This is a genomic window from Paraburkholderia sp. FW306-2-2C-D06C (genome assembly GCF_058781505.1).
In genome coordinates this window covers 1-14,980 of the sequence record NZ_JBYSWU010000059.1, presented here as the reverse complement: position 1 = coordinate 14,980, position 14,980 = coordinate 1, and the positions used below count along the sequence as shown (strand labels likewise).

Sequence of the window (14,980 nt, the reverse complement as noted above, 5' to 3'; positions counted from 1 at the left end):
CGCTTTTGGGGTGCAGTTCATTCCCCGGGCGCCGTTTTCATTTGCCGCTGACTACGGCTCTATCGCTTCAGCGCGCATCCCGGTGAATATCGTGCGTGACAAAACCCGCGTCGTTCTCGGGCATGTCCAGCCAATCGGGTTGCTCAAGCGAGCGGCGGATATCCTGCAAACCGCTTTCCCAGTGCTCACGCATCGTCGTCAGGCCGAACTGAAAGTCCTTGAAGTGCCCTTCGTATTCCTTCTGCCGATAGATGAGGTGGATCACGTTGTAGCGCTTCGAACACGATAGCTCGTCGGCCAGCTTGCACCACGGATCGTCTCGCTGATCGGCCGGCACGCGGTCGAGCACCTCGCGCAACACATGCCGGAAACGCTGCGAGCGTTGCAGCATGTCGGTCACGAGACGCGTGCGGCTCGAATACTGAATGTCCTTCACGCGCCCCTGGACGTCGGTGATGTTGTCCGGCACCGGCCCGATCGCGCTCCAGAGATCGACCTGAAACGCGAGCGTGTCGCGGCGCGGCGTGGTCTGGATCACTTCGTAGAGCGGCGTGTTCGACATCAAGCCGCCGTCCCAGTAGTACTGGCCATCGATTTCAACCGCTGCAAAGCCCGGCGGCAACGCGCCCGACGCCATGAAATGCTCCGGCTTCAGTTTCGTGTGCGTGTTATCGAAGTACGCGAAATTACCGGTGCCACAATTCACCGCGCCGACCGACACGCGTGTTTCGCCCGAATTGATCCGGTCGAAATCGCACATCGCTTCAAGTGTCGCTTTCAGCGGCGTGGTGTCGTAGTAGCTGGCCATTTGCGGCGGCCCCGACACGGTGGGCAACGGCGGCGGGAAACGCGGCACGAAAAAGCCCTTCTGCCCTTCCACGATCGCGCCCATGGCCTGCGTCGCCGTGAAAGCTTTACGCACGGCCTCGCTGGAGTTGAAGAGTGCGTGCTCGATGAAGGCCGGCAGCGGCGGCCCGAAAGCCGGCTGACAGATCGTCTCCCAGAATTGCCGCAGCCGTTCTACGCGCTTGCCCGGCGGATTGCCGGCAATGACGGCCGTGTTCAACGCCCCGATCGAAATGCCGGCGAGCCAGTTCGGCTCGATGCCTGCTTCGTAAAGACCTTGAAAGACACCAGCCTGATAGGCACCGAGCGCACCGCCGCCTTGCAGCATCAGCGCGACGGTTTCGTAGTTGGGCAATTCGAGGTGCCGGCTGGGATGGACGGCGGCCGCAGGGCCGGCGCCCCCGCCATCCCCAGGCGCGCCGACGCGTGCCTGCTTGAGATTGCGTTGCGCCATGGGCGCCTCCTTATTGCATGTACCAGCCGTGGCTCACAATAAAGGACTGACCGGTCAGCGCCGCAGTCGGGAAAGTGGACAGGAACAGCACCGTCTGCGCGACGTCTTCCACCGTGGTGAAGATGCCGTCGACCGTGCCGCCCAGCATCACGCGCTTGACCACCTCTTCCTCGCCGATGCCGAGTTCCTTGGCTTGCTCGGGAATCTGCTTGTCGACCAGCGGAGTGCGCACGAAACCCGGACACACGACGTGCGAGCGCACGTTGTGCTTCGCGCCTTCCTTTGCCAATACGCGCGACAGACCCAGCAACGCATGCTTGGCCGTTACATAGGCGGACTTCAGCGGCGACGCTTCGTGGGAATGGACCGAACCCATGTAGATCACGATGCCGCCGCGATCGTCCTTGTACATGTGTTTGAGCGCTGCCTTGGTGGTGAGGAACGCGCCGTCCACATGGATCGCCTGCATTTTCTTCCAGTCGGAAAACGAGTAGTTTTCGATCGGATTGACGATCTGAATGCCGGCATTGGAAATCAGAATATCGACCGAGCCGAGCTCGGCGGCGACCTTGTCGATCCCCTGGTTGACGGCATCTTCGTTGGTCACGTCCATCGCGACGCCGATTGCCTTGCCGCCGCCCGCTTTGATTTCTTCAGCGACGGCGTTCGCGCCGTCCTGGTTCAGGTCGGCAATCGCGACCGCGGCGCCCGCCGCGGAAAGCGTCAGCGCAATCTGCTTACCGATGCCGCTCGCGGCGCCGGTAACCACCGCGACCTTGCCATTCAGATTCGTGTTCAGTGACGACATCCAGAACCTCCATGCAGTTGATGAGCAATGACACCACGAGCCGCAGGCGGCGTGAAGTCAGCCAGACGGCATAGGCCGTCCGGCCGGATGCTGCACCGCGGCCAACGCTGCTATTGTGCATGAACCGTGTGAAGCACATCTGGAAAACGCACATCGGGCTTTATCTCTTTAAACTGGACGTCTCAGCGGGATTCCGGCGGCATCACTACCAAGGAGGCATGCATGAATTATCGACGTCTGGGCCGTTCCGGCCTGCAAGTCAGCGAACTGTCCATTGGCTCATGGGTCACCTACGGCAATCAGGTCGGCAGCCATGCGGCGCGCGAATCGCTCGCCGCCGCGCGCGATGCGGGAGTCAACTTCTTCGACAACGCCGAGGTGTACGCCGGCGGTCAATCCGAAGAAATCATGGGCCAGGCGCTCAAAGAACTGGCATGGCCACGCGTGAGTTACGTAGTGTCGACGAAATTTTTCTGGGGTCTGGAAGAGACGCCGAATCAGTACCACACGCTGAACCGCAAATATCTGCTGAACGCGATCGACGCCTCCCTCAAACGCCTGCAACTCGATTATGTCGATCTGGTGTTCTGTCACCGTCCTGACCCGAACACGCCGGTCGAGGAAACCGTCTGGGCGATGAGCGATATGATCGCGCGCGGCAAGGCGCTGTACTGGGGCACGTCCGAATGGAGCGCTGATGAAATCCGCGCCGCCTATGAGGTTGCCGAGCGGCATCATCTGCACAAGCCTGTCATGGAACAGCCGCAGTACAACCTGTTCCACCGCAAACGCGTCGAGCAGGAATACAAACGCCTTTACGAGGACATCGGCCTCGGGCTGACAACCTGGAGCCCGCTCGCGTCCGGTCTCCTCACCGGCAAGTACCGCGACGGCGTGCCCGCCGACAGCCGCGCGCAGTTGCAAGGCTACGAGTGGCTGCGCAAGCAGGTGACCGACGCCGGCAAGAACAACGTGGTCGGCAAGCTCGGCGAAGTGGCCGACGAACTGGGCTGCACGGTCGGCCAACTGGCGATTGCGTGGATTCTGAAGAATCCGCATGTGAGCACGGTCATCACCGGCGCGTCGCGAGTCGAGCAGATCGCCGAGAACATGGCCTCGGCGGAGGTCGCGGAGCGCATCACGCCGGAAGTGAAGCAGCGGATCGAGGAGATCATCGGCGACGCCTACAGCTAGGACCAGGCAGAACCAGGCACAACCAGGCGGCCGCCGGACCGCTCGAGCACGGCCCGCACAGCATTCGGGCCGTGTCGCGCGGGACGCGCTACGGTGTGCAGCGCGGGCGTCGCGTACAATACGCGACCGCGCCGCACACCGGTTGTGCCGCCGCATTGCATCCGCATCGCCGAATCCGCCCTGGACCGGCACGCCCTCTTTCAGCGTCTCCTCATCATGCTCAGCTACCGCCACGCCTTTCATGCAGGCAACCACGCCGACGTTCTGAAACACGCCGTCGTGTTGCAGCTACTGCGCTACCTCGGCCAGAAGGACAAAGCCTACTGGTATATCGACACACACGCGGGCGCCGGCGTTTATTCGTTGAAGGAAGGCTACGCGACCAAAACCGGCGAGTTTCAGACCGGCATCGCCAAACTGTGGGAACGCAACGACTTGCCGCCGATCTTCGCCGACTACGTCGACGAAGTGAGCGCGCTGAATCCGGACGGCCAGTTGCGCTTCTATCCGGGCTCGCCGTACATCGCGTGGCGGCAGATGCGCGAGCAGGACCGCATGCGTCTGTTCGAACTGCACACCACCGAAATCGACGTGCTGCGCCACAACTTTCGCGATGCGGGCCGGCGCGCGATGCTCTACGCGGGCGACGGCTTCGACGGCATTCTCGCACTGCTGCCGCCGGCGCCGCGCCGCGCGCTGGTACTGCTCGACCCGTCGTATGAAGACAAGCGCGACTACACGCGCACATTGCGCTGCGTCGAAGAGAGCCTGAAGCGCTTTCCGACCGGCACTTACGCGGTCTGGTACCCGCAAGTGAAGCGCCCCGAATCGCAGCGCTTTCCCGACCAGCTGAAGAAGCTGCAGGAGCGCAACTGGCTGCATGTGAGCCTGACCGTCAGCAATCCGCCGGCCGACGGTTTCGGCCTGTTCGGCAGCGGCATGTTCATCCTGAATCCGCCGTACACGCTGGCAAAAATACTGAAGGAGCAACTGCCCTGGTTGGTCAATGCGCTCGGTCAGGACAAGGCGGCGCAGTTCAAGGTCGAATACCGCGGCGACTGATCTTTCTTGCAGGCGGTGCGCCGCCGCAGCGGTACGGCGCGCGGCCTGACGGTGAGCGACTTAAGCCGCTAAACCGCTCACTTGAGTTGCGCCGCGGCCTTGCGAACGAAGTCGTTGGTATAGGTTGCGTTCAGGTCGATCTTTTTCGGATCGAGCCGGTTATCGAACGACGACAGCGCGCGCAACGCGGTGGCCGGGCCGTCCGCGGGCATCAGGCCGTCCGGCGAATATGCGTCGCGCACGTTGTGGAAGGCTTCCACGTAGAGCGCCGAGTCGTTGAGCAGATAGGCCGGCGGCACCATCTTCAGCAGGTCGGCGTCGCTCGCGCTCTGCAGCCAGTGGTCGGCGCGCACGATGGCGTTGGCGAGCGCCTGCGTCGTCTTCGGATACTTCTGAATGAAGCTCTCGGAGGCATATAGCGTCGCTGCCGGCATCGTCCCGCCGAATACCTCTTGCGTGCCCTTCACCGTGCGCGTGTCGACCAGCACCTTGATCGCGCCGCTGTGCTGCAGCTTGGTCATCATCGGATCGACGTTGGACAGCGCGTCGATCTGACCACCGCTTACCGCGGCCAGTACCGTCGCACCACTGCCCACACCGATCGCCGAAATCTCGTTGCGCTGCACGCCGGCCTTGCGCAAGGCCACGGTCAGCACCAGATCGGTCGACGAACCCGGCGCGCTCACGCCGACTTTCGCGCCCTTGAAGTCCGCCAGCGTCTTGATCTGATCGGCCTTCGACTTCACCACCGCAACGACGATCTGCGGCGCGCGGCCCATCAGCGCGAATGCGCGGTAATGCTGCCCTTTCGCCTGCATGAACAGCGTGTGCTCGAATGCGCCGGCGCCCACGTCGGCGCTGCCTCCCACTACCGCTTCCAGGGCCTTTGATCCGCCCGCGAAATCTTCGAGGGTGACGTCGAGCCCTTCGTCTTTGAAGTATCCCAACTGCTGCGCCGCGAGCACCGGCAAATAGTAAAGACCCGGCAAGCCGCCGACGGCCATCGTCAGCGTGGATTTTTCCGGGGTGTCCTTGGCGAGCGCAACGCCGGGGAGCGCGACGAGCGCGATCAGCGTGGCGCAGGCGGCACGCTGCATCCAGTGAGTAAGCATTTCGATGTCTCCTTGTTCTGTTTTCGTTCGATGCGGCGGCGCAGCGCAATGTGCATGGTCCACGTCGTCAGCAAGAGACCGCGTAACGATTGTCATCGGACGGTTTCACCCGCGCCATGCGCCGAAACCCGAATGGCTCCATGCAATGCGCGTGATCCGAAGGCGCGCGTTGACGCGTGGCGGCGCCGCGCAGGGCTCGCCGCTCGGAACCGCTCGAAAGGTTAACGGATCACAGAGGAACTACAGAGGAGCATCGCGCGGAAGACGCTTATTGCGGACGTAGCGCCGGGCGAGGCTGTGGTTGTGGCTGCGCCTGTGGTTGCGACTGCGGGGCTGCCCCGCCGACAGGCAACTGGATGTACGGCGCGACAACGATCGGTATCGACGAATTCGGCGCCAGTTCGGTGGGCGCAGCGATTGGCTGTGCTTCGACGATCCGCTGCCGCGAAAGCGGCGCGGTTTGCAGCACGGTGCCGCTCTGGCCGTCGCTAATGCCGCTCTGCGTGTCGAGGATCAACGGCTTGCCGCCGTTGCTCGACGCGGCGAAAGTTGCCGGTACTGCGAGAACCGTTGTCAGCGATGCCGCGATGGCGGCAGCCAGAATGGAGTGGAGCGAGCGAGCAGGAAGCATGACCGGGCCGGATAAGTTTTGAGAATGCCGGATTGCGCAAAAAAACGCTTTACCTTACCGCGGTGACAACCTTCAGGCTAGTCGATATTGGCCTGCAGACGCTTGTCGGGCACAGATTACCCGCAATCCGGGAAGCCCAGATGTGACAAAGCCCCGTCTATACGGGGCTCAACGCTGTACTGCTATGGCCGCGCAACATGCGCTGCCGGGTCAAACTTTGATGCTCGCGCTGCTTACAACGAGTAGCCGTTGGTTTCGAGCGAGCGGATGCGTTGCTCAAGCTGAACGATATCCGACGACGAGGCCAGATAGGCTTCACGACGGCTACGTTCTGCGGTTTCAAACCAGATGCTCAGCTTTTCAAGAAGGTATGCAAACATGATGTTCTCCAAGGATCAGATTGAATCCCCGGTGAGTTATGCATCAGGGATTTCCCGTAAAAGGGTTAACCCGGATTATAGCCTTCTGGTGCAACCTTGCTAGTGAAATGCCCGCATGACGTGCATTCCGTTTTGGAATGGTGCACGCAAATTGTGCATCTAAGTTTTTGATTTTATGAGAGGTATTGCGGATTTTTCGATGTTGACGGAATTATCCGCATCAAAACAGCACAATATTGGTGCATGCGCGTGACAGGTTGCAACAAATCCCTCGTTTGGGTTGCGCCCCACCCCTTAACTCGGATGACAACCCTTCCCCGACACCAGATCCGTATCCGCAAGCCGCTCGATAATCGGGCAGTCCGGACGCTCGTCGCCGTGGCAATGATCGGCCAGATGCGCCAACGTGTCGCGCATATCGGTGAGTTCGGCGATGCGGCGATCCAGATCCGCGACGTGTTCAAGCGCAATCGCCTTGACTTCGGCACTGGCGCGCGATCGATCGTGCCACAGCGCCAGCAGCCGGCGAATGTCTTCGACCAGAAAACCGAGCCGGCGAGCCTGCCGGATGAAGCGCAGCGAATGCACCTCCGGCGTTCCATAGACGCGATAACCGGCGCTCGTGCGCGCCTTTGCTGCCAGCAAACCGACGCTTTCGTAGTAGCGAATCATTTTCGCCGTGACGCCCGACGCGCGGGCCGCTGCACCAATGTTCATGACTGTTTCCCCAATATGTACGTCGATCGTACACCTTCCCACAATGGGAAGGTCAGCCACTCAAGTGCGCACGGCAGGCATAATTCAACCATCGCAACATTCATTTTTCCGAGGCAATCCAGATGACGATCGAATTCCAGGTAGAAGGCATGAGCTGTCAGCATTGCGTGGCGGCGGTCACCCAGGCGATCCGTGAACACGACGGCGCCGCGCAGGTGCAGGTCGATCTGGCAACCGGCCGCGTGGCGGTCGAATCGACGCAGCCGGCCGAAATGCTGAAGGCCGCCATCGACGAGGCCGGTTACACGGTCACGAACGTGGCCAGCGGCGCGGCCCGCTAAGGCGCGCTCCTGTCATGTTCAAAGTCGCAGTCATTGGTGCGTCCGGCCTGCTTGGCCGCGCGCTCGTCGGTGAACTGGCGCTGCAAACCGGCTGGCAAGTTGTCGCCACGGCATTCAGCCGGCCCGGCCCGAACACGGTCGCGCTCGATATTCGCGACGCGCAGGCGGTCGACCAGTTTGTCGAGCGCGAAGCGCCGGATGCGCTCGTGATTGCGGCGGCAGAGCGTCGTCCGGATGTGTGCGAGCACGATCCGGCGCTCGCCCGTGCGCTGAACGTCGATGCGGTGCGCACCTTGGCCGCGGCGGCCAAACGGCGCGGCGCGTGGACGCTGTCGATCTCCACCGACTACGTGTTCGACGGCGCTCACCCGCCCTACCAGCATGATTCCGAGCCCGCGCCGCTCAATGCCTATGGGCGCAGCAAGCTCGAAGGCGAGCGAGCGCTGGCGGAGACGACCGATCTCGGTTGCGTGCTGCGTTTACCGCTGCTGTTTGGGCCGATCGTCAGTTGGGCAGAATCGGCAGTGACGAGTCTCGTGCCGGCGATCGCCGCGTCGGCTTCGCTCAATGGCGAGGCTGCCGTCATGGATGCATGGGCGATCCGTTATCCAACGTTCATGCCGGACGTCGCGTTTGTGATCCGGCAAATGCTCGAACGGCATGCGCATGGTCAAGCGATTCGCGGCATCGTGCAATGGTCGGGCGACGAACCGATGACCAAGTACGAGATCGCCCTGCGTCTCGCCGAAGCGCTGCAACTCGATGCGCAACTGACGCCGCAGCACACGCCCACCGACGCGACTCCGCGTCCGCATAACTGCCACCTTGCTTCGAGCCGGCTCGAGGTGCTCGGCATTGGCCGCCGCACGCCGTTCGACACCGCGATCCGGCAGGTGCTGGCCAGCTTTCCATGGCGAGGCGATACAGGCAATACAGGCAATACGGGCAATACAGGCGATACAGGCGATAAGCCGGCCTAGCATCTGGCATGCAACGTCAGCCGCGGCGAGCCGGCGTCAATGAAAATCGCGGCTCGCCGTGGCCAGTTCGCCGAGCAATTCGCTGCGATCTTCGAGTCGATGCGCGACCAGGTGAATCACCTCGCCTTTGTGTTTCTGTTTCGCCTTGCCCGCTTTACCGACGTTCGCCACGTTGCCGGCGCTGTCGCCGCCGGTAGCGACACCGTCGTCACGCTGCAAGACGCCGTACACCGCCAGCAACGATGAACCCAGCAACACCTTGCGCTGCTGTTCCACCAGCGACGGCCAGACGATCACATTGATCGAGCCGGTTTCGTCTTCGATGGAAACGAACACAGTGCCGTTCGCCGTTCCCGGCCGCTGCCGTACGGTGACGATGCCGCATGCGCGCGCCAGCGTGCCGTGCCGACACGCGGCGAGTTCGGCCGCCGTGCGAAAACGCTGCTGGGCAAGACGCGCGCGCAAGAGCGCGAGCGGATGGCGATTGAGCGTGAGGCCAAGGCTCGCGTAGTCGTCGACGATCTCGCGGCTTTCGGCAGCCTGCGGCAACGCCAGCGGCGCTTCGGCGATCGGCGCATCGCGCAGCAGTCTGGGCACCGTATGCTGCGCGGTCACCGCCCACCACGCTTCGCGCCGATGGCCCGCAATGCTGACCAGTGCGTTCGCAGCGGCAAGCGCTTCGAGATCGCGGCGCGTAAATGCCGCGCGGCGCGCCAGATCGTCGACGTCGGTAAACTGCGCGTCGCTGCGAGCCGCCATGATGCGTTCCGCGGCCGTCTGTGAAAGGCCTTTGATCAGATGCATGCCGATGCGCACAGCGGGCCCTTTCGCTCCATAAATGTTCGGCGGCTGAAATACACGCGCGGTCAGCCGTTGTGCCGCGCGCCGGACTGTCCGGCTCAGGGCAAAGCGCGGCAGTGCCAGATCGCGCAACTGCTGCGCGGATAGTACGGCCTGCTGACGATGCAAACAGGTTTCGGCCGCTGAAATTCGCTGCCCCTGCTGCTGCGGACCGTTTCTTTCGAAGGTCGATTCCCAGTCGCTCAGCGTCACGTCGGGCGGCAATACTGTGACGCCGTGACGCTTCGCGTCCTGCACGAGCTGCGACGGCGAATAGAAACCCAACGGCTGACTGTTCAGCAAGCCTGCCAGAAAAGCGGCCGGTTCATAACGCTTCAGCCACGCACTGAGATAAACGAGCAACGCGAAGCTCGCGGCATGGCTTTCCGGAAAGCCGTACTCGCCAAAGCCTTCGATCTGCTTGCAGATGCGGTTGATAAACCCGGGTTCATAACCTCGCTTGAGCATGCGCTCGGTCAAATCCTTCTGATATTTCGCCAGGTTGCCGGTGCGCCGCCACGCGGCCATCGCGCGCCGCAACTGGTCGGCTTGCTCACCGGAGTATTTCGCCGCAACCATCGCGAGGTGCATCACCTGCTCCTGGAAAATCGGCACGCCGAGCGTGCGTTGGAGCACCGGCCGCAATTCATCCTTGGCGTAGTCCTCCGCCTCGAGACCCTGCTTGCGGCGCAGATACGGATGCACCATGCCGCCCTGAATCGGCCCGGGCCGCACGATCGCGACTTCGATCACGAGGTCGTAATATTTGTTCGGCTTCAACCGCGGCAACATGCTTTGCTGCGCGCGCGATTCGATCTGGAACACGCCAATCGTGTCGGCATGGCCGCACATCTCGTAGACGGCCCGATCCTCGCGCGGAATATCCTGCACTCTGAATTCCGGGAAGCCGCGCCGCAACGCGACGAATTCCAGCGCGCGCCGGATTGCCGACAACATGCCGAGCGCCAGCACGTCGACTTTCAGCAGATTGAGCGCATCGATATCGTCCTTGTCCCACTCGATCACGCTGCGGTCTTTCATTGTCGCGTTCTCGATCGGCACGAGCCGCGACAGTTTGTCTTTCGCGATCACAAAGCCGCCGACGTGTTGCGACAGATGACGCGGAAAATTGCGCAACTCTTTCGTGAGGCGAATCAGATTCTGCGTGATGTGCGAACTGGGATCGAAGCCCGCTTCGGCCAGATATTTGGCGACCGCATCCGTGCCGTCCCACCATTGCTGCGATTTACTGATCCGCTCGATCAACGACGCTTCGAGCCCCAACGCCTTGCCGACGTCTTTCAGCGCGCTGCGCGAGTGATACGTGATCAGCGATGCGGTCAGCGCCGCGCGATGACGGCCGTATTTCCCGTAGATATACTGAATCACCTCTTCCCGGCGCTGGTGCTCGAAATCGACGTCGATATCAGGTGGTTCGTTACGCGCGCGCGAGATAAACCGTTCGATCAGCATGTTCATTTGCACCGGATCGATTTCCGTTACATGCAGGCAATAACATATGACCGAATTCGCCGCCGAACCCCGCCCCTGACACAGTATGTTTCTGGAGCGCGCGAAGCTCACGATATCGTGCACTGTCAGGAAATACTTTTCGTATTTGAGCTCGGCGATCAGCATCAGCTCTTTCTCGATCTGATCGATTCGTTTGAGATCCATGCCGTTCGGCCAGCGCTCCATTGCACCGGCCATCACCAGTTTGCGCAGATAGCTCGATGGCGATTCGCCAGTGGGAACCAGTTCTTCCGGATACTCGTACTTGAGTTCATCGAGCGAGAAGCGGCATAGGGCTGCGATACGCAGCGCTTCTTCGAGCGTATCGCGCGGATACAGTTTGCCGAGACGCACGCGCGTACGCATATGCCGCTCGGCATTCGCCTCGAGCGCATAACCGCAAGCCGATAGCGGCGTGACCAGGCCGATTGCGGTCATGGTGTCCTGCAGCGGTTTGCGCGAGCGCACATGCATCAGGACGCCACCCGCAGCAACCAGAGGCAAACCGCTGGCCTTTGAAATCATCCGCAATGCGTCGATCTGAAGGTCGTCGCTGCCGGTTTGCCAGAGTTCGAGCGCAATCCATGCTCGCTGCGGTGCGAACGAGGCGAGCCAATGCGCGCAGCGCAGTGTGTGCGCGAGCGTCGCCGCGCGCTGCGGCACGAGGATCAGGATGCAATCGGGCAACGTCTTGAGATGCTCGAGATGCGATAGCGAATCGGTGAAGTCGGATGGGCTGAGGCGATAGCTGCCCTTGTCCGCACGCGAGCGAGCCAGCGTGATCAGTTCGGAAAGGTTGCCGTAACCGTTGCGGTTGGTTGCCAGCGCAACCAATGTGCAGAACGGTTCGCCTTGAACGCCGGTCAGGTTGAGTTCGCTGCCGATGATCAGGTGAGGAATGGGATTGAGCGCTTCTTCAGCTTCCTCTTTAGTTTCTTCAGACTCCTTGGTTTCCGAGGGCGTTCGTGCCTGCGCGGCTTGCGCTTTCTCCTCGCGCTCTTTCTGTTTGCGCTCCCGCTCCTGCGTCATTTCTCTCACCGCGGTGTGCGCGCGCACGACTCCCGCCAGCGAGCATTCGTCGGTGATCGCGAGCGCGCTGTAGCCGCACGACATCGCCTGCTCGACTAGCTCGTGCGGGTGCGAGGCGCCGCGCAGAAAGGAGAAATTGGTCAGGCAATGCAATTCTGCATACGCCGGCAACTGGGCCGCAAGCGCCTGCTCCGATGAAAATGAAAACCGGGAAGTTGCCATGATGGTGCTCAGCCGAACAAACCCTGCAAATACCACTCGCCGCCAATACGTTCTCGATATACCCAGAACATGTAACCGCGATCGTCGGCCGCGACGTAGTAATCCCGCTCGATGCGATTGCCGTCCCACCACCCCGCTTCAATCCGCTCGGTACGCGTGAGCATTTTCAGCGGCCGACGATAGATCGGGCGCTGATCGCGCATCATCAGGCGCAGTGGCTTGTCGAGCATCCAGACAGGACGAGGTTGCGACGGCAACGCGCTGTCGGGCAGATCGAGCGAGACCTGTGCATCGCCCGGCTTCGGGGTAGACGTATGGCTGCCTGTATCGCCGGCCATTTCAGCCAGCCATCGCGTCATGTTTGCCGATCGCGTCACCGCATCGCCATCTGCGTGATTTTCTTCAGACGCTGCATGTTGCAACTCATCCGTCAGCCAGGTTTTATCCGCTTTGATCTTCACCCTGGTTTTAGCAGGCGAACGCTTCTTGCGTGAAAACGCCTGTGCCTGGTATGGATCGACACGCATTGCCCGCTCAGGCCGATGATCGTCCTGCTCAGACATCTGCAGCACGTTCTCCGGTCCCAATCGCGCGCTCAGGCGTTCGAGCAGACGCGCAATCGAATCACCGTCGGTTTCCGGCATCGGAAACAAGGTGTCCGATTGCCTCGCATACTCGCCAATCTGATCCGCGATCAGCTTCAACTCGATCACCGGCGCCACCAGTACGGTCTGATTCAACTTTTCGCGCAACAGCCAGATCAGATGTTCGGCATCGCGCGACGGTACGGCCCACGCGACCGCCAAACTCGACGTCTTCGGCGCATGACGGGACGCCAATTCATGCTCGAGCAATAGCGTGTAACCACTGAGTGCCGCATGATGCGCGCTCAGCCAGCCGGCCAGCTGCACGATCAGCCGACGCGCGGCAAACAACAGTGCGTCGGCATTATCGACCCGCGACGGCAACTCCAGCTGCGCATGAAACGACGCCGGCGCACGAAACGATTCGCGCGGATCCGGACGCGTGCCATACGCTTGCGCCAGCAGATCCAGAATGCCGCTGCCGAAACGCCGCACGACGCCCGCCCGTGGCAACTGACGCAAATCGGCCAACGTAGCACAACCGATTTGCGTGAACGCATCGCGATGCGCCTGTTCAACCGGCAGCAACAACACGGATAATCGGTCGAGGACACGCGCAAGCGAAGTCTCCTTCACCACATGCCAGCAATGCCCCTGACAATTGGCGCGCGCTTGCGCCAGCAACCACGCACCCCAGGCGGTCGGCGCACACGCGATGCGCGTCGTATAGCCGAACTCAGCCGCCGTGGCCGACACTCGCGACAACAACACGCGCAAGCCGCCGAATAATCTCAAACCGGAGCCGACTTCCAGCAGCAACGTGTGCGCGTGGGCGAGCGATACTTTCGGTGTGTACATCAGCAAGGCAAGCGCCATCGCTTCGAATGCCTGAGTTTCACGGGTGCTATCTGCGACAAGCATTTTGAGACCTGGTGCCAACGCCAATGCATACGAGCGCGAATGACCGGCACGCACACCGGCGCGCAATGCGGCGAAATCGGGCAGCAGAATGTGTGCGTGATCCGCCAGCGCATAACAATGCTCGCCGCCGACATCTTCGCTGGCGAGACGTTGGCTTGCATCGCCGCGCGGCTCAGGCTGATTCGGCTTCGCGGGCGAACCATCCGGAAGCGGCACGAGAGGCTTCACCGCTTCCAGCGACAAGAGTGGCAATGTGACTGCGATCCACAACATGATTGATCTCTCGCCCTTGATTGCTGCCGGCTCCGTTCTCCGGCAACACGACGTCTTGCAACGGCAAAATGAGGCGCAGGGGTTCTGCTAGCGGCGGGCCTCGACGCTTGAAGATATCGATCGACATACCGATCTCCTGCAACCATTGACGACGGTTGATCGTCTGCGCATTAGCCGGCAAAAGTGGCTCGCAGATCATTCGCAATGGCGCCGGCGAGGATTGCGTGGCGGCTTCGACAGGGCGAATCAAAAATGCCAGCGATGCCGATTCCTGAGCCGCCACCTGAAGACGCCGAATCTTATCGGCGCGCGCATTCGGCAGCCACACCAGTACCGCGCCGATGCCATCCTGCTTCAATGCTTGAGCGGCGGCCCACAGAGACTGATCTTCCTCCGAGCGCACCCATACGACGCGCCCGACATCGACACCCCACGCCCTCAACGCCGCGGCACAGGGCTGATAAGGCGGCGCCACGAGCATGACATGCCGTTCGGCTTGTATCGTGAGATGCCGAAGCGTGTGGGCAAGCAGGCGTACTTCTCCCACGCCACCATGTTCGATCAATAGCTCCGTCAAGCCACCAGCCGACCAGCCCTGCCCCGGCAGCAGCTGATCCAGCGCGGCGTAGCCGCTGGAAATTACCCGCGAGTCCGCCTCGGCAAGCTCATTGCCCGTCCACACCTGACGCCGCAATTGCGACGACAGTGCAGTCGCCGCAAGCTGAATTGCTGCTGCCATAGACACGCTCTTTTAATGGGTAATGCTTCGCCCCACCCGACATCGGGCCAGCATCAGGCGACAGATTTTTACTGTATATTTATACAGTATTTTGAGGATGATGTTAAGACGGCATGACGCTGCACAGTGCGCACAGAGAGACCTTAAGGGGCACGATGCGGGAGGCGATGAAACTCACGCGGCTTGTTGTTTGCAGGTTTTATACTGCGCGGCGCTTGCTGTTTCTGGCGCTGCGGCTACGCATGGGGCAAGCCGGATCGGGCTGCTGCGAGGAGGGCTGGGGATGCTGCAGCGTGCGGCGGTAGGCGCACGGCGATGGACGGCCTTTCTGTGTT

At 61.6% G+C, this 14,980-nt stretch carries 13 protein-coding genes; 4 read left to right on the top strand and 9 right to left on the bottom strand.

The genetic code is table 11. The features are described from left to right. Positions 1-67: 67 nt before the first annotated feature. A complete protein-coding gene (locus AC3WLT_RS31290; protein WP_492595513.1) occupies positions 68-1,300 on the bottom strand; it encodes a DUF3734 domain-containing protein in 1,233 nt (410 codons plus the stop codon). Between the two features lie 10 nt (positions 1,301-1,310). Then, positions 1,311-2,108, bottom strand: coding sequence for a 3-hydroxybutyrate dehydrogenase (locus AC3WLT_RS31285; protein WP_492595512.1), 798 nt, complete (start codon positions 2,106-2,108; stop codon positions 1,311-1,313). Positions 2,109-2,330: 222 nt separating this feature from the next. Here AC3WLT_RS31285 and AC3WLT_RS31280 point away from each other — a divergent pair, with 222 nt between their 5' ends. Together AC3WLT_RS31280 and AC3WLT_RS31275 are read left to right on the top strand one after the other, a co-directional pair. Continuing rightward, complete coding sequence (locus tag AC3WLT_RS31280; RefSeq protein ID WP_492595511.1) at positions 2,331-3,302, top strand: potassium channel beta subunit family protein; 972 nt, start codon at positions 2,331-2,333, stop codon at positions 3,300-3,302. A gap of 216 nt (positions 3,303-3,518) precedes the next feature. After that, positions 3,519-4,364: a 23S rRNA (adenine(2030)-N(6))-methyltransferase RlmJ gene (locus AC3WLT_RS31275; protein ID WP_492595510.1), complete on the top strand. Its 846-nt coding sequence runs from the start codon at positions 3,519-3,521 to the stop codon at positions 4,362-4,364. Between the two features lie 77 nt (positions 4,365-4,441). Here AC3WLT_RS31275 and AC3WLT_RS31270 read toward each other — a convergent pair whose 3' ends face one another. The 4 genes from AC3WLT_RS31270 to cueR all read right to left on the bottom strand — a co-directional run bounded on the left by AC3WLT_RS31270 (position 4,442) and on the right by cueR (position 7,204). Beyond that, on the bottom strand, positions 4,442-5,476 hold the full coding sequence (locus tag AC3WLT_RS31270; protein WP_492595509.1) for an ABC transporter substrate-binding protein: 1,035 nt from the start codon (positions 5,474-5,476) through the stop codon (positions 4,442-4,444). Between the two features lie 268 nt (positions 5,477-5,744). Continuing rightward, positions 5,745-6,107 (bottom strand): hypothetical protein, encoded by a 363-nt coding sequence (locus AC3WLT_RS31265; protein WP_492595508.1) that lies wholly within the window; start codon positions 6,105-6,107, stop codon positions 5,745-5,747. A 233-nt stretch (positions 6,108-6,340) separates the two neighbouring features. Beyond that, the gene (locus tag AC3WLT_RS31260; protein ID WP_492595507.1) at positions 6,341-6,487 is read right to left on the bottom strand and encodes a DUF3563 family protein; all 147 of its coding nucleotides are present in this window, start codon (positions 6,485-6,487) and stop codon (positions 6,341-6,343) included. A gap of 294 nt (positions 6,488-6,781) precedes the next feature. Beyond that, entirely contained in the window at positions 6,782-7,204 is a 423-nt protein-coding gene (cueR, locus tag AC3WLT_RS31255) for a Cu(I)-responsive transcriptional regulator (protein ID WP_492595506.1), read from the bottom strand. Positions 7,205-7,326: 122 nt separating this feature from the next. On the opposite strand from cueR, the gene AC3WLT_RS31250 reads away from it, so the two are divergent. Together AC3WLT_RS31250 and AC3WLT_RS31245 are read left to right on the top strand one after the other, a co-directional pair. Further along, a complete protein-coding gene (locus tag AC3WLT_RS31250) occupies positions 7,327-7,545 on the top strand; it encodes a heavy-metal-associated domain-containing protein (protein WP_492595505.1) in 219 nt (72 codons plus the stop codon). A gap of 14 nt (positions 7,546-7,559) precedes the next feature. Continuing rightward, the gene (locus tag AC3WLT_RS31245; RefSeq protein WP_492595504.1) at positions 7,560-8,525 is read left to right on the top strand and encodes a dTDP-4-dehydrorhamnose reductase family protein; all 966 of its coding nucleotides are present in this window, start codon (positions 7,560-7,562) and stop codon (positions 8,523-8,525) included. A gap of 36 nt (positions 8,526-8,561) precedes the next feature. Here the strand turns inward: AC3WLT_RS31245 and AC3WLT_RS31240 are convergent, their stop codons facing one another. From AC3WLT_RS31240 to imuA, 3 genes are read right to left on the bottom strand one after another with little or no spacing between them, the layout of a single operon-like run. After that, on the bottom strand, positions 8,562-12,128 hold the full coding sequence (locus AC3WLT_RS31240; protein WP_492595503.1) for an error-prone DNA polymerase: 3,567 nt from the start codon (positions 12,126-12,128) through the stop codon (positions 8,562-8,564). An 8-nt stretch (positions 12,129-12,136) separates the two neighbouring features. Continuing rightward, positions 12,137-13,906 carry a Y-family DNA polymerase gene (locus AC3WLT_RS31235; protein WP_492595502.1) on the bottom strand — a complete coding sequence of 590 codons (1,770 nt, stop codon included), beginning with the start codon at positions 13,904-13,906 and terminating at the stop codon, positions 12,137-12,139. After that, positions 13,806-14,645 (bottom strand): translesion DNA synthesis-associated protein ImuA, encoded by an 840-nt coding sequence (gene imuA, locus AC3WLT_RS31230; protein WP_492595501.1) that lies wholly within the window; start codon positions 14,643-14,645, stop codon positions 13,806-13,808. The genes AC3WLT_RS31235 and imuA overlap by 101 nt, the downstream gene beginning before the upstream one ends. Positions 14,646-14,980 lie beyond the last annotated feature (335 nt).

What these genes read in the sequence shown, in the direction of transcription:
- AC3WLT_RS31290 (WP_492595513.1), bottom strand. Translation starts at nt 1,300, where the DNA reads ATGGCGCAACGCAATCTCAAGCAGGCACGCGTCGGCGCGCCTGGGGAT.
- AC3WLT_RS31285 (WP_492595512.1), bottom strand. Translation starts at nt 2,108, where the DNA reads ATGTCGTCACTGAACACGAATCTGAATGGCAAGGTCGCGGTGGTTACC.
- AC3WLT_RS31280 (WP_492595511.1), top strand. Translation starts at nt 2,331, where the DNA reads ATGAATTATCGACGTCTGGGCCGTTCCGGCCTGCAAGTCAGCGAACTG.
- AC3WLT_RS31275 (WP_492595510.1), top strand. Translation starts at nt 3,519, where the DNA reads ATGCTCAGCTACCGCCACGCCTTTCATGCAGGCAACCACGCCGACGTT.
- AC3WLT_RS31270 (WP_492595509.1), bottom strand. Translation starts at nt 5,476, where the DNA reads ATGCTTACTCACTGGATGCAGCGTGCCGCCTGCGCCACGCTGATCGCG.
- AC3WLT_RS31265 (WP_492595508.1), bottom strand. Translation starts at nt 6,107, where the DNA reads ATGCTTCCTGCTCGCTCGCTCCACTCCATTCTGGCTGCCGCCATCGCG.
- AC3WLT_RS31260 (WP_492595507.1), bottom strand. Translation starts at nt 6,487, where the DNA reads ATGTTTGCATACCTTCTTGAAAAGCTGAGCATCTGGTTTGAAACCGCA.
- cueR (WP_492595506.1), bottom strand. Translation starts at nt 7,204, where the DNA reads ATGAACATTGGTGCAGCGGCCCGCGCGTCGGGCGTCACGGCGAAAATG.
- AC3WLT_RS31250 (WP_492595505.1), top strand. Translation starts at nt 7,327, where the DNA reads ATGACGATCGAATTCCAGGTAGAAGGCATGAGCTGTCAGCATTGCGTG.
- AC3WLT_RS31245 (WP_492595504.1), top strand. Translation starts at nt 7,560, where the DNA reads ATGTTCAAAGTCGCAGTCATTGGTGCGTCCGGCCTGCTTGGCCGCGCG.
- AC3WLT_RS31240 (WP_492595503.1), bottom strand. Translation starts at nt 12,128, where the DNA reads ATGGCAACTTCCCGGTTTTCATTTTCATCGGAGCAGGCGCTTGCGGCC.
- AC3WLT_RS31235 (WP_492595502.1), bottom strand. Translation starts at nt 13,906, where the DNA reads ATGTTGTGGATCGCAGTCACATTGCCACTCTTGTCGCTGGAAGCGGTG.
- imuA (WP_492595501.1), bottom strand. Translation starts at nt 14,645, where the DNA reads ATGGCAGCAGCAATTCAGCTTGCGGCGACTGCACTGTCGTCGCAATTG.